Genomic DNA, 13,575 nt, shown 5'->3' with positions numbered 1-13,575 from the left:
TTATTCGCGGGTGCCCGCGCACAGCACTTCTGCGTGTGCGACGACTTCACCATCCACCTTGGCTTCGCCGTAGTAGACCGCCATGTTGCGGATCATGCGCTTGACCTGCACATGCAGTTCCAGCACGTCACCCGGCACCACCTGCTTCATGAAGCGCACGTTGTCGACCTTGACCAGATAGAACAGCTTGGACTGCGCATCGCGGCCAAGGCTGAGCTGGGTCAGCACGCCACCGGCCTGGGCCAGCGCTTCGATGATCAGCACGCCAGGCATGATCGGCTGGCCCGGGAAGTGACCTTGGAAGTAGGGCTCGTTGATGGTGACATTCTTGTGCGCGACGATGCGCTTGGCGTCCACATCCAGTTCGACAACCTTGTCGACCAGCAGGAACGGGTAGCGGTGCGGGATCAACGTCTGGATGGTGTTGACGTCGATGGGCATCTGCAGTGGTGCGTTCATTCTTTCTCCTTGCTCACAGCCAGGATGCGCCGTGCCAGCGAATCGAGCTGCTTGAAGCGCGCGGCGTTTTTGCGCCACGTGCGGTTGTCGGTCAATGGGGTACCCGACGAGTATTCGCCCGGTTCGGTAATCGAGTTGCGTACCACCGAGCGGCCGGTGATGACGACGTGGTCGCAGATTTCCAGATGGCCAACCACACCGACCGAACCACCGAGCAGGCAGTAACGGCCGATCTTGGCGCTGCCAGCAATACCGGTGGAGCCGGCGATGGCGCTGTGCGCGCCGATCTGTACGTTGTGGGCGATCTGCACCAGGTTGTCCACGCGTACGTCTTCGTCCAGCGTGGTGTCTTCCAGCGCACCGCGGTCGATGCAGGTATTGGCGCCGATTTCGCAATCGTCGCCGATGCGCACGCCGCCCAACTGCGGCACCTTGATCCAGTGGCCGTTGTCCATTGCCAGGCCGAAGCCTTCGGCACCGAGTACGGCGCCCGGATGGATGCGCACGCGCTTGCCCAGTTTGACCCGGGCAACCAGGGTGACGCGGGCCAGCAGTTCTGTGCCAGCTTCGACCACGCAGTCGTCACCGATGATGCTGCCGACGCCGATGATGCAACTCTCGCCGATCACACTGCGCGCGCCGATGCAGACGTGCGGGCCGATATGGGCACTGGCGGCCACCGTCGCGCTGGGGTCGATGACCGCGCTGGGGTGGATGCCGGGCTCGCGTAGCGGCACGGTCTCGAACAAGGCACCGATCTTGGCGAAGGTGGTGTACGGGTCCTTGGCGACCAAAGAGGTACCCGGCGCGGCCTCGGCGTCATCGGCGCGCAGCAGCACGATCGACGCCTTGCTGTCGGCCAGCTGGGCCCGGTAGCGCGGATTGGCCAGGAAGGTCAGCTGCCCGGGGCCGGCATGCGCCAACGTGGCAACACCATGGATGGCAACCGACGGGTCGCCGTGCACCTGCAGGCCGAAACGGTCGGCAAGTTCCTGAGCGGTATAGGTAGGAGTATTCACGCAGCAAGTTTACCGTGTGCGCCGATGGCGGTCATGCGAACGGACGTTATCACCCTTGCAGGGCAAGGGCAGCGGGGTGGCCTGAAGTGGGGTCCAATGGGGCAGCATGGCTTTGATGGAAATGTCCCGTTGCGCTGAGCGCAGCCGCGTGTCCCATAAAAGCAAACCCCGGGACTGTGTTGCTTCCCGGGGCAGGTTGAGGCGGTAATTCTGGTGTGGAGCCCCCTTTGGTAAAGGGGGCGCGCCGACAGACGCGGGGAATCGGAAGACCAGAGCGCGCCCGAAGGTTATGCCTGCGGCATAACCTTCGGTACCCGGGGCTTCACCCCGGGTGAGCGGGTCAGTTCGTCAGAACTGACCACCAAAGGTGAACTGCAGGCGCTCGATCTGATCGCCATCTTCCTTCTTCAGCGGGAAGGCGTAGCTGATCGAAATCGGACCGACCGGGGCACGCCACAACAGGGCGACACCGGCTGAGGCGCGCAGCTCATTGGCCTTGAAGTTGCTGGTGCCGTTGTAGACGTTGCCGAAGTCGAAGAACGCCGAGACGCGCGCCGACGGGCTGTCGAACAGCTTCGGGAAGTAGGCCTCGATCGAGCCCACCGTCTTCACCGAGCCACCCAGCGGCTGGCCTTGGTAATAGCCACCGATGGGTTCCGAGCGTGGCCCCAGCGTGTTGTCTTCGAAGCCGCGCACCGAGTTGGTGCCGCCGGCGTAGAAATTCTCGAAGAACGGCAGGCCGCTGGCCCTGACCTGACGGTGGTTGGCGGTCGGGTTGCTGCCGCAGTCCACCACCTGGGTGGTGCCGGCGGTACCGGGGATGGCTGGTACTGCCGGAGTAGTCGGGGTAGCTGGCGTGCCCGGGGTACCCGGGGTTCCCGGGATCTCATTCCAGCAGATATCGCGGACCTTGTCCTTGCCGTAGGAGTCGCCGTAGCCCAGTTCCAGACGGGTATTGATCACCAGTGACGGGATGATCGGCCAGTACTTGGAGAACTGGTAGCTGAGCTTGTAGTACTCCACGGTCGAGCCTGGCAACGTCGCCTCCAGACCGAGGCGCTGGTAGGTACCGCGGGTCGGCATGAAGTAGTCGTTGCGGGTGTCGCGTGCCCAACCCAGCTCCGAACGCCAGGAATGGAAGGTGCGCGTGCCGACCGCATCGATGTAATCGATGATCGCCTTCGGGGTGTACCCGGGGTAGGTCGTGATCTGGTTGCTGTCGATGCCGAACATCAGCGAGAACGCATCGTTCTCGGTGATCGGAATGCCGAACACCACCTGCGCCGAGCCATTGGTGCTGTTGTACTGGGCGGTGTTGAAGTCGGAGTAATCGAGCTCGCGCCAGGACAGGTTGTAGCCCAGCGAGACGCCGTCGTCGGTGAAGTAGGGGTTGGTGTAGCTGAAGCCATAACGCTGCAGGTAGCTGCTGCGCGATGCTTCAACCGACACGCGGTTGCCGCCGCCGAGGAAGTTGTTCTGCGACAGCTGCACCGAGGTGGTCATGCCGTAGGACTGCGAATAGCCCAGGCCGAACACGAAGCTGCCGGAGGTGGTTTCCTTGACGTTGTAGACCACGTCGACTTGGTCGTTGCTGCCGGTGACCGGCTGGGTCTCGACGTCGACGGATTCGAAGTAGCCCAGGCGCTGCAGACGGATCTTGGAGCGGTCAATCGCCGCCTGCGAGTACCAGCTGTTCTCGAACTGGCGCATTTCACGGCGCAAGACCTCGTCGCTGGTACGCGCATTGCCCTTGAACACGATGCGGCGCACGGACACGCGCGGACCCGGCACCACCTGCATGTTCACGGCCACGGTGCGGTCGGCGCGGTTGCTGGTCGGGATCGGGTTGACCTTGGCGAAGGCATAGCCAACGTTGGACAGGCTGTTGGTGATGCCGTCGGCACTGAACTCCAGCAGCGCGCGCGAGAACGTATCGCCGCTCTTCTGGATGACCATCTTCTCCACGTCTGCCTGCGGCAGGATGGTGTCGCCGGTGACCTTGATGTCGGAAATCTTGTACTGCTCGCCCTCGGTCACGCCGGCGGTGACGAACATGTCGCGCTTGTCCGGGCTGATCGAGACCTGGGTGGAGTCGATGCTGAAATCGACGTAGCCACGGTCCAGGTACCAGGAGTTCAGCTTTTCCAGATCGCCGGACAGCTTTTCCTTGGAGTACTGGTCATCGCGGCGGTACCACGAGGCCCAGTTGTGCTCCTTGGATTCCCAGGTGTCGAGGATGTCGCTGGCTTCGAACTTCTCGGTGCCGATCAGGTTGACGTGGCGGATCTTGGCCGCCTTGCCTTCCTTGACGGCAATGGCAACGTCGACGCGGTTACGGTCCAGCGGGCTCACCGTCGGGGTGATTTCCACGTTGTATTTGCCGCGATCGTTGTACTGACGGCGCAGTTCCTGGGTCACCCGGTCCAGGCTCAGGCGGTCAAAGGTGCCGCCTTCGCTCAGGCCGATGTCGCTCAGGCCCTTGAGCAGCTGCTCGCTCTTGATGTCCTTGTTGCCGGTGACGGTCAACTTGTTGATCGCCGGGCGTTCCTTGACGGTGACGACCAGGATGTCGCCCTGGCGGTCCAGCTGCACGTCTTCGAAGAAGCCGGTCTTGTATAGGGCGCGGATGGTGTCGCCGATCTTGGCGTCGTCCACGGTGTCGCCGCGTTCCACCGGCAGGTAGGTGAACACGGTGCCGGAGGAAATGCGCTGCAGGCCGTCCACGCGGATGTCGCTGGCGGTAAAGGGCTCGGCCGCCTGTGCGAGCACAGGCAGGGCCAGACCAGCAGCAAGTGCGAGGGCCAGCAAGCGGCGATTGGGAAGTCGCGTCATATCACGTCCGGTTGGAGTCGATTTCGATAATGCGTGGGTGCCGGCGTAAGACGACGACAACGGGAAAAAGTTCATCGCGGAACCAAGCTGAGGATGTCGTTGTAGAACGCCAGTCCCATCAGCCCGGCCAGCAGCGCCAGACCGATGAATTGGCCGGCAGCCATGGCACGCTCGCTAAGCGGGCTGCCCTTGACCAACTCGATAAGGTAATACAGCAGGTGCCCGCCGTCCAAGATGGGGATGGGCAGCAGGTTGATGATGCACAGGCTCAGCGACAGCAATGCCAGGAAATACAGGAACCAATCCACTCCGCGTTCAGCCGAGGCATTGGCCACGCGGGCGATGGTGATCGGCCCGGAAATGTTCTTCACAGAGGCGTGGCCGGTCAGCATGCGGCGCATCATGCCCAGCGAATCTGCTGCCAATTTGCCGGTTTCGCGCACTGCAGCGGGCAGCGCGGCCAGTACGCCGTACTGCTGACGGGCGTCGTAAACGGGGGCCTGGTTGGTGGCAAAGCCGACCCCGATCAGCCAGCGTGGCTTGCCATCCGGGCCTTGGCCGGCCTCGGGTGTCAGCTCCAGTGCCAGTCGTTCACCGGCGCGTTCGACCTCGACCATACCCGGTCCACCGCGCTGACCCAGCTGCTGGATCAACGGCGTGACCTGGTCGGCGCTGTCCACGCGTTGGCCGTCCACGGCCAGGATCAGGTCGCCTGGCTGCAGCAGGTCGGTGGCAGCCGAAGCAGCTGATACCGAGTCAACCCGCGCCGGTTGTAGCCAGAATTGCCAGATGAAACCGGCCAGCGCCGGGACCTGACGCTCATCAAAACCCGCTGGCAGCTGCGACAACGGCAGTACCCGGGTGCGCTCGTTGTCGAGCACATCGCGCACGCGCACATGCGCATCCTGGCGGTCCATGGCAGCGGTGGTGAAGGCCATGCTGGCCTCGGCCCAGGTATCGACGTTGCGGTCTTCCACGGCCAGGATGCGGTCGCCGGCGACGAAGCCGGCCTGCGCGGCCATGCCGGAGGTGCGGCCGATGGTGGCCGAATAATCCTGGCGGCCAATCACGAACATCGCCCATAGCAGGGCGATGCACAGGATCAGATTGGCTGCAGGGCCGGCGGCGACAATGGCGATGCGCTGCCAGACGGTCTTGTTGTTGAAGGCGACGGCGCGTTCAGCGGCCGGGACATCGACTTCACGCTCGTCGAGCATCTTCACGTAGCCGCCGAGTGGAATCGCGGCGATGACGAACTCGGTGCCGTTGCGGTTGCGGCGGGTCCACAGTGGCTTGCCGAAGCCCACCGAGAAGCGCAATACCTTTACCCCGCAGCGGCGGGCAACCCAATAGTGGCCGAATTCATGGAAGGTCACCAGCACGCCAAGGCTGACGATCATCCACCACACAGACCCCAAAAAATCAGCCATGGGCACAGCTCGGTTGTAAGGTGGAATCAGACATTCGGCAGGCGGGCAATGGCGGTTTGGGTGATATGGCGGGCCTGGGCATCAGCTGCCAACAGGGCGTCCAGTGTATCGGCCGCCGTGTAAGGCAGGGTAGACAGGGTGTGCTCCACCAGCGCCGGAATCGACAGAAAGCCTATACGCCCCTGAAGAAAGGCTGAAACAGCCACTTCATTGGCGGCGTTCAGGATGGCTGGGGCGCTGCCACCGGCCTCCATTGCCTGCCAGGCCAGGCGCAGGCAGGGGAAGGCGTCCATGTCCGGCGCCTCGAAATCCAGCCGGCCCTGCGTCAACAGGTCCAGCCCGCCGACGCCCGATTCGATCCGTTGCGGCCAGCCCAAGCCCACGGCCAGGGTGGTGCGCATGTCCGGCAGACCAAGCTGGGCCAGGGTCGAGCCGTCGATGAACTCGACCAGCGAATGCACCAGACTCTGCGGGTGGACCAGCACGTCGATGCGCGCGCCGGGTACGTTGAACAGATGGTGGGCCTCGATGATTTCGAGGCCTTTATTCATCAACGTCGCCGAATCGACAGAGATCTTCGGGCCCATCGACCACTTCGGATGGGCAACCGCCTGTGCCACCGTCACCGATTCCAGTTCGGCACGGCTGCGGCCACGGAACGGGCCGCCGGAGGCGGTCAGGATGATGCGGCGGACGCCGGCTTCCAGTCGCGCATCACGTGAGCGCAGGCATTGGAAGATGGCGTTGTGCTCGCTGTCGATCGGGATGATCTCGGCGCCAGCGCTGGCGGCCTCGCGGGTCAGCAGCTCGCCGGCCAGGACCAGCGACTCCTTGTTGGCCAGCAGCAGGCGCTTGCCGGCACGGGCAGCGGCAAGTGTCGAGGACAGGCCGGCGGCGCCAACAATGGCGGCCACGACGGTGTCGCAGCAGTCGCTGGCGGCCAGCGCATCGATGGCTTGCTGGCCGGCATGCGCTTCGGTCGCCAGTCCGGCGTCTTTGAGTCCATCACGCAGGCGCGTAAACAGCGCCGGCTCGGCAATCGCGGCGTGATCCGGGCGGTGCAGCTGGCACAGTGCGATCAACGCATCCACATTGCTGCCCGCAGCCAGCACGCTGGCACGCATCTGCTGCGGGTGGCGGGCCATCACATCCAGCGCCGAGGTGCCGATGGAGCCGGTGGCGCCAAGGATGGCGACCTGACGTATAGAAGAGGTGGACATGCTTAGAAGCCGAAGATTTCCTTGCCCAGCGCGAACACTGGCAGCGCGGCGAGCACGCCGTCAATGCGATCCAGTACGCCGCCGTGGCCGGGAATGATATGGCCCGAGTCCTTGGCGCCAGCATGGCGCTTGAGCAGGCTTTCAAACAGATCGCCCAGCACCGAAGCCAGTACCGCCACTGTGGTAACCAGCATCAGCCCGCCGAGCTGCGACATCTGCACGCCGGCAAGCCAGCCAAATAGGCCAGCGGTGACCAGACCGGCGACCAGCCCGCCAAGCAGGCCTTCAATGGTCTTGTTGGGACTGATGCGCGGGGCCAGCTTGTGCTTGCCAAAGGTGCGGCCCGCGAAATATGCGCCGGAATCGGCGGCCCAGACCAGCGAAAGCGCGGTCAACAGCCACAGGTGGCCATTGGCTCCGGCGTGAATCAGTACCAGTGAGGCCCAGGCCGGAATGATTGCCAGGCTGCTGGCGGCGAGCTTCAACATGCGCGCGCTGCTTTCTTCGTGCGCGCCAAAGTCGAAGAAGCGCAGCCATAGCAGCGCCAACAGCCAGAAGCCGACGCCGACCAGCGCCGCCAGTTGGAACAGCACCATGCTGCCGTCCGAGGCCCAGACCAGCAGTACCATCAGCAGCAGATTCAGCACCACCAGCACGGTGCGTGGCAGGCCAACCACGCCGGTGAGCTTGAGCCACTCCCACAGGCCGATCAGGAACACCAGCGCGGCAGCGGCTGCCAGCCATTGGCTGGGCAGGAACAGAATTGCGCAGATGGCCACAGGGGCCATGATCAGCGCTGCAATCACACGGGTTTTGGTCATGAATGTGCGCTCGGTGCCGCATTGGCAGCAATCTGGGCGCTGGTCAGACCAAAGCGGCGCTCGCGCCCTGCGTAGTCATCCAGTGCCAGTTGAAGGATGGCCGCATCAACATCCGGCCACAGCACGTCAGTGAACCACAGCTCGCTATAGGCCAGCTGCCACAACAGAAAATTACTGATGCGGGTATCGCCACCGGTGCGGATGAACAGGTCTGGCGGCGCCATGTCGGCCAGCGCTACGTGCTGGCCCAAGGCCTGCTCGTCGATCTGCTCGGGCAACAAGGTGCCGGCGGCAACCTGTTCGGCAAGGGCGCGCGCAGCCAGCGCGATGTCCTGGCGGCCACCATAGCTGGCGGCAATGCTCAGGGTCATTGCGGTATTGCCGATGGTGCGCTGCTCGGCTTTGTCCATGCGCAGGGCGATGCTGCCGGCAAAACGGTTGCGGTCGCCGATGAAGCGCACGCGCACGCCACGGCGGTGGAGTTCATCCACCTCGCGGTCCAGTGCGCCGAGGAACAGCTTCATCAGTGAATCGACTTCTTCCTGCGGACGGCCCCAGTTTTCACTGGAAAACGCGAACAGGGTCAGTGCGCCGACGCCACGTTCAAGGCAGAAGTCGATGGTGCGGTTGACCGCGCGCGCACCGGCACGGTGGCCGATCATGCGCGGTCGCCGCCGTTGCTGTGCCCAGCGGCCATTGCCATCCATGATGATGGCAATGTGCCCCGGCACGGCTGCGGTGGCTGTGTCGCTATGCGGGACGGAGGACACGCCTCAGACCGCCATCAGTTCCTGTTCTTTGAGCTTGACCACTTCGTCGACGTCCTTGATCGCCTTGTCGGTCAGCTTCTGGATGTCTTCCTGGCTGCGGCGGTCGTCATCCTCGGTGATCGCCTTGTCCTTGAGCAGCTTGGCTACTTCCTGGTTGGCATCACGGCGGATGTTGCGGATGGCGATCTTGGTTTCTTCACCTTCCTTGCTGACCGACTTGGCCAGTTCCTTGCGGCGCTCTTCGGTGAGCGGCGGCAGGTTCAGGCGGATCACGGTGCCCATGGTGGTGGGGGTGATGCCGATGTCGGAGGCGTAAATGGCCTTTTCCACTTCCTTGATCATGTTCTTGTCGAACAGGGTGATCACCAGCGAGCGGCCTTCGGACACGCTGATGCTGGCCACCTGATTCAGGGGGGTGTCGGTGCCGTAAGCCTTGACCTTGATGCCTTCCAGCAGGGCCGGCGAAGCGCGGCCCGTGCGGATGGTGGTGAGGGTATGGCGCAGAGCATCAATGCTCTTGGTCATGCGCGCCTGCGCATCTTGCTTGATATCGTTGATCATCGGCCGAATCCTGGATGTTTCTAGAACCGGCCGATTATAGGCGATTACCCCTGCCCACCGCGCCGGTGGCGTGGGTTAGTGTGCGTCGCGGCCGTGTACCAGGGTGCCGATGTGCTCGCCGTGCAGGATTTTCAGCAGTTCGCCGGGCTGGCTCATGTCGAAAACGCGCAGCGGCAGGTCGCTGTCACGGGCCAGGGCAAAGGCGGCCGTGTCCATGACTTCCAACCCCTGGTTGATGACCTGGTCGTAGCTCAGGCTCTCGTAACGGACCGCATCGGCGTGCTTGTTCGGGTCCTTGTCGTAGACGCCGTCAACCTTGGTGGCCTTGAGCAGCAGGTCGGCGCCGATCTCGATCGCGCGCAGTGCGGCGCCCGAATCGGTGGTGAAGAACGGATTGCCGGTGCCGGCGGCGAAGATCACCAGACGGCCCTTTTCCAGGTGGCGGATGGCGCGGCGGCGGATGTAGTCCTCGCACACGTCGTTTATCTTGATGGCGCTCATCACCCGGGCCTTGCCGCCGGCTTTCTCAAGCGCATCCTGCATGGCCAGCGCATTGATGACCGTGGCCAGCATGCCCATGTGGTCGCCGGTGACGCGGTCCATGCCGCCTGCGGCCAGGCCGGCGCCGCGGAAGATGTTGCCGCCGCCAACCACCAGTGCGATTTCAACGCCGGCGTTCTGGGCCTCGATGACTTCATGGGCCAGACGGTTGATGACCTTGGGGTCGATGCCGTAGTCCTCATCCCCCATCAGCGCCTCCCCGGAAAGTTTCAACAGGATGCGGCGGTAGGCGGGTTTGGACATGGTGACCTCAGATGGCTGGAAAACGCGGGAATTCTAACGGATGCCGCAGTTTCAGGTGACATCTATTGTTGCAGCGCAGCGACAAAATGCAGGTCAATCGCAATCTGGTTCAGCAGGCGGTGGGGTGGGGATCCGGTGCGCGGGCAATTACCCGGTTGCGGCCGAGGTTTTTGGAGCGGTACAACACGTCATCGGCGGCCTTGAGCAGGTCGCGCATATCGGTGAAGCGCTCATATGCGCCATGGGTGGCCACGCCGGCCGAGAAGGTCACATGCAGTGGGGTGTCGGCCACGGTGACGATCGGGGCTTGGGTGATGGCGCCAAGTACGCGGCGGATCACTTCCAGTGCGGTCTGCTCGTTGGTGCCGGGGAACAGCACCACGAACTCCTCGCCGCCGAAGCGGGCCACGGTATCGCTGCCGCGCAGCTGACCCTGCAGCTGGCTGGCGAAGGCCTGCAATACCTGGTCGCCGACCAGGTGGCCGTGCTGGTCGTTGATCTTCTTGAAGTCGTCCAGGTCGATGAAGGCTACCGACAACGGTCGGTCGGCACGGCCGGCGCGGTCGAATTCCTGCGCCAGCACCACTTCCAGCTGGCGTCGGTTCAACAGCCCGGTCAATGCGTCCAGGTGTGCCTGTTCGGTCAGCCGGCGTGCCTGTTGTTCGAAATCGTCGGCACGACGCTTGGCGGCGCTGGCATCCTGCAGTTCGCGCAGGTTGCGCAGGGCCATCAGTTCGCTGGCGTGATCGAGCAGATAGGTGATGCGCGCTGGCGAGGGCACTGGTACGTCGAACAGCGCGCTGATCTCGGGCAGCATCTGGCTGACCTGCTGCAGCACCAGTTCGAATTGGCTGCTGTCCATTTCCAGCTGTGCATGTACCAGGCGCAGGGCGCTGTCGCGGGCCTGATCGGTATCCTTGCTCAGCCAGATCTCGGCAATGCTTCCAGACAGGGCGACGCAGCGGCCGAACAGGTCGGTCGGTTCGGCCGGTGCTTCACTGTGCCTGATAGCGTCAACCAGATAAGGCGGCAGGCCCCATTGCTCACACAACTCGGCGCCGACGTCGGCGTGGCTGCAGTCGAGGATGGTGCGCTCGTGAGCCAGGAGTTCCTCGTTGCTGCCGGCACCGGCAAGCAGGTCGGGGTAGTTGTCGCTACGCAGCTGTAGCAGGGCAAGGATGCCGATGTCCTGCAACAGGCCGGCCAGCATCAGTTCTTCCACGCGGCGTACATTGCGTGCCAGGCCAAGATAGCGGGCGGCCAGAGCGCTGAGGATGCTGCGTCGCCAGACGGCTTGCAGCAGCTGGGCGTGGCCTTCGTCTTCGCGCAGGGCGCGGGACAGGCTGAAGCCCAGGGCCAGCTGCAAGGTGGCGTTGAGGCCGAGCATGGTCAGTGCCTGGCCCAGGTTTTCAATGCGGCGGCGGCTGGCGTACAGCGGTGAATTGGCGATGCGCATCATGCGTGCGCTCAAACCCATATCCAGTGCTATCACGTCAGCGGCGCTGGCGATGTCGGTTTCCGGATCCTGCGCAAGCTCGATCAAACGGACAGCGATGGCCGGTGGCGAGGGCAGGTTGCGGCAGAGGGACAGGGCTGCAGTAAGCTCGGGGGACATGTCGAAGAAGCAGGCGGCAGTGGTTCAAGCATACAGGATGCCTTAAGCAAAGACGGGGTATTGCGGTCCAGTGCCGGGAGTGTGGTGTCGCGGGTACTTTGCGGCAAAGAAAAAGCCGCGGAAATCCGCGGCTTTTTCAGATGTTGCGGGCAGCGGGTGCTTAGACCTGCATCGCCTTGGCAACTTCGGCGGCGTAGTCTTCCACCACCTTCTCGATGCCTTCGCCAACAGCCAGGCGCTGGAAGCCGACGACGTCGCCGCCAGCGGCCTTGACGGCCTGCTCAACGGTCTTGTCGCCGTCCAGAACGTAGTTCTGGCCGTACAGGGTCACTTCGCTGATGATCTTGTTGATCTTGCCGCTGATGATCTTCTCAAGGATTTCAGCCGGCTTGGCCTTTTCCTTTTCGCTCATCTTGGCCAGCTCGATTTCCTTTTCCTTTGCAACGAAGTCGGCCGGAACGTCGGCAGCCTTGTTGTGCGGCGGGTTCATCGCGGCCACGTGCATTGCCAGGCCCGAAGCCAGCTCGGCGTTGCCGCCAGCCAGTTCGACCAGCACGCCGATCTTGCCGTTGCTGTGCACGTAGGTGCCAACGGTGTTGGTGCCGTCGATCTTGACCAGGCGACGGATCTGGATGTTTTCACCCAGCTTCTGGATCGCGGTGGCGCGGGTTTCTTCAACGGTTTCGCCGCTGGCCAGCTTGACCGACTTCAGGGCTTCAACGTCGGCGGCGCCAGAAGCCAGGGCGGCAGCGGCGACGGCGTCGACGAACGCCTTGAAGTTGACGTCGTTGGCAACGAAGTCGGTTTCCGAGTTCACTTCGACCAGCACGGCCTTGCCGCCTTCGCTGGCAACGCCAACGCGGCCTTCAGCGGTGACGCGGTCGGACTTCTTGTCAGCCTTGGCAGCGCCGGACTTGCGCAGGGCTTCAGCCGCTGCGTCGATGTCGCCATTGGTCTCGGACAGAGCGCGCTTGCACTCCATCATGCCGGCGCCAGTGCGCTCGCGCAGTTCCTTGACCAGGGAAGCAGTGATTTCCATGGAATTACCTCATCAATAGAAAGGGGTAGGCCGGCCATGATGGCCGGCCGTTGTTACGCAGCCCTGTCAGTGCTCGGCGCCATTGGTGCCGGCACAGGGGAAGCGGGCGCAATGGCTGCGCCCGCCGGTGGGGATCAGGCCGAAGCCTCGTCACCCTTCTTGGCCGGAGCCTTCTTGGCCGGAGCGCGGCGGGCCGGCTTGGCTTCTTCGCCAGCAGCGGCTTCGCTGAACTCTTCTTCGCGCACGGTGGCGGCGTTCGGAGCAGCGGCCTTGCCTTCCAGCACGGCGTCGGCAGCGGCGCGAGCGTACAGCTGCACGGCACGGATGGCGTCGTCGTTACCCGGGATGGCGTAATCGACCAGTTCCGGGTTGTAGTTGGTGTCAACCACGGCGATCACCGGGATGCCGAGCTTCTTGGCTTCCTTGATGGCGATGTCTTCGTGACCGATGTCGATGACGAAGATGGCGTCGGGCAGGCGGTTCATTTCCTTGATGCCGCCCAGCGAGGCTTCCAGCTTGTCGCGCTCACGGCGCAGGCCCAGCACTTCGTGCTTGACCAGCTTGTCGAAGCTGCCGTCGGTTTCACCGGCTTCCAGTTCCTTCAGACGGGCAACCGACTTCTTCACGGTAGCGAAGTTGGTCAGGGTGCCGCCCAGCCAACGCTGGTTCATGAACGGCATGCCGCAACGCTCTGCTTCTTCCTTGATGGATTCGCGTGCGCTGCGCTTGGTGCCCAGGAACAGGATGGTGCCGCGCTTCTGGGCAACCGAGGAGATGAAGTTCATCGCATCGTTGAACAGCGGAACGGTCTTTTCCAGGTTGATGATGTGGATCTTGCCGCGGGCGCCAAAGATGTACTGGCCCATCTTCGGGTTCCAGTAACGGGTCTGGTGGCCGAAGTGGACGCCGGCTTCCAACATCTGACGCATGGTGATCTGGGGCATTGCAAAACTCCTGATGGTGGAACTGACACCGCGCGCGACCGGTTTGTTGGAGTCGTGCTGC

General features: G+C 63.4%; 12 protein-coding genes. All 12 read right to left on the bottom strand.

Features of this window, described 5'->3' with window-relative positions; translation table 11 throughout:
* The 12 genes from fabZ to rpsB all read right to left on the bottom strand — a co-directional run bounded on the left by fabZ (window position 1) and on the right by rpsB (window position 13,514).
* On the bottom strand, window positions 1-459 hold the full coding sequence (gene fabZ, locus ACVOMB_RS09120; protein ID WP_481530873.1) for a 3-hydroxyacyl-ACP dehydratase FabZ: 459 nt from the start codon (window positions 457-459) through the stop codon (window positions 1-3).
* Window positions 456-1,478: a UDP-3-O-(3-hydroxymyristoyl)glucosamine N-acyltransferase gene (gene lpxD, locus ACVOMB_RS09115; protein WP_481530872.1), complete on the bottom strand. Its 1,023-nt coding sequence runs from the start codon at window positions 1,476-1,478 to the stop codon at window positions 456-458. Before lpxD ends, fabZ begins: the two co-directional genes overlap by 4 nt.
* Window positions 1,479-1,826: 348 nt before the next feature.
* Window positions 1,827-4,310, bottom strand: a complete 2,484-nt coding sequence (bamA, locus tag ACVOMB_RS09110) for an outer membrane protein assembly factor BamA (protein ID WP_481530871.1) — start codon at window positions 4,308-4,310, stop codon at window positions 1,827-1,829.
* Between the two features lie 71 nt (window positions 4,311-4,381).
* The gene (rseP, locus tag ACVOMB_RS09105) at window positions 4,382-5,740 is read right to left on the bottom strand and encodes an RIP metalloprotease RseP (RefSeq protein WP_481530870.1); all 1,359 of its coding nucleotides are present in this window, start codon (window positions 5,738-5,740) and stop codon (window positions 4,382-4,384) included.
* A 26-nt stretch (window positions 5,741-5,766) separates the two neighbouring features.
* Entirely contained in the window at window positions 5,767-6,960 is a 1,194-nt protein-coding gene (locus ACVOMB_RS09100) for a 1-deoxy-D-xylulose-5-phosphate reductoisomerase (RefSeq protein ID WP_481530869.1), read from the bottom strand.
* Window positions 6,961-6,962: 2 nt separating this feature from the next.
* Window positions 6,963-7,781, bottom strand: coding sequence for a phosphatidate cytidylyltransferase (locus ACVOMB_RS09095; protein WP_481530868.1), 819 nt, complete (start codon window positions 7,779-7,781; stop codon window positions 6,963-6,965).
* Window positions 7,778-8,551, bottom strand: a complete 774-nt coding sequence (gene uppS, locus ACVOMB_RS09090) for a polyprenyl diphosphate synthase (RefSeq protein ID WP_481530867.1) — start codon at window positions 8,549-8,551, stop codon at window positions 7,778-7,780. The genes ACVOMB_RS09095 and uppS overlap by 4 nt, the downstream gene beginning before the upstream one ends.
* A gap of 3 nt (window positions 8,552-8,554) precedes the next feature.
* Window positions 8,555-9,112, bottom strand: coding sequence for a ribosome recycling factor (frr, locus tag ACVOMB_RS09085; RefSeq protein ID WP_481512700.1), 558 nt, complete (start codon window positions 9,110-9,112; stop codon window positions 8,555-8,557).
* 75 nt (window positions 9,113-9,187) lie between these two features.
* Complete coding sequence (pyrH, locus tag ACVOMB_RS09080; RefSeq protein WP_481530866.1) at window positions 9,188-9,916, bottom strand: UMP kinase; 729 nt, start codon at window positions 9,914-9,916, stop codon at window positions 9,188-9,190.
* Between the two features lie 109 nt (window positions 9,917-10,025).
* Window positions 10,026-11,531 carry an HDOD domain-containing protein gene (locus ACVOMB_RS09075; RefSeq protein WP_481530865.1) on the bottom strand — a complete coding sequence of 502 codons (1,506 nt, stop codon included), beginning with the start codon at window positions 11,529-11,531 and terminating at the stop codon, window positions 10,026-10,028.
* Window positions 11,532-11,691: 160 nt separating this feature from the next.
* Window positions 11,692-12,570: a translation elongation factor Ts gene (tsf, locus tag ACVOMB_RS09070; RefSeq protein ID WP_481530864.1), complete on the bottom strand. Its 879-nt coding sequence runs from the start codon at window positions 12,568-12,570 to the stop codon at window positions 11,692-11,694.
* A gap of 134 nt (window positions 12,571-12,704) precedes the next feature.
* Window positions 12,705-13,514 carry a 30S ribosomal protein S2 gene (gene rpsB / locus ACVOMB_RS09065; protein WP_282267380.1) on the bottom strand — a complete coding sequence of 270 codons (810 nt, stop codon included), beginning with the start codon at window positions 13,512-13,514 and terminating at the stop codon, window positions 12,705-12,707.
* Window positions 13,515-13,575 lie beyond the last annotated feature (61 nt).

The organism is Stenotrophomonas sp. STEN018 (assembly GCF_056760235.1).
The sequence above is the reverse complement of the archived record's forward strand: the minus strand, read 5'-3'. Positions and strand labels throughout refer to the sequence as shown.